This window comes from Thalassobellus citreus (assembly GCF_044385915.1).
GTDB lineage: Bacteria > Bacteroidota > Bacteroidia > Flavobacteriales > Flavobacteriaceae > Thalassobellus > Thalassobellus citreus.
In genome coordinates this window covers 1-254 of record NZ_JBISCC010000021.1, presented here as the reverse complement: position 1 = coordinate 254, position 254 = coordinate 1, and the positions used below count along the sequence as shown (strand labels likewise).

The following is a 254-nucleotide window of genomic DNA, read 5'->3' as shown; positions in this document are numbered from 1 at the left end:
GTTTCTTCACAATCGGTTAATCCATCACCATCACTATCGGTCGTATTAACTCCTGTTGGTAAACAAGCATCGTTAGCTTCAAATGGCCCTGGATAATCTCCTGGTACTTTTGGTGTACTCGGATCGTCGATTCCTGTCGTTTCTTCACAATCGGTTAATCCATCACCATCACTATCTACAAGAGAACTACAAGCAACAGTTACTGTTACTGTCGCGGTTGAACAACTTGCTGTTGGTGTATCGTCATCACAGAT

At 42.9% G+C, this 254-nt stretch carries 1 pseudogene; it reads right to left on the bottom strand.

Annotated elements, in window-relative coordinates:
• Positions 1 to 254: pseudogene (locus ACH5TX_RS00095) on the bottom strand (hypothetical protein); the annotation flags it as partial.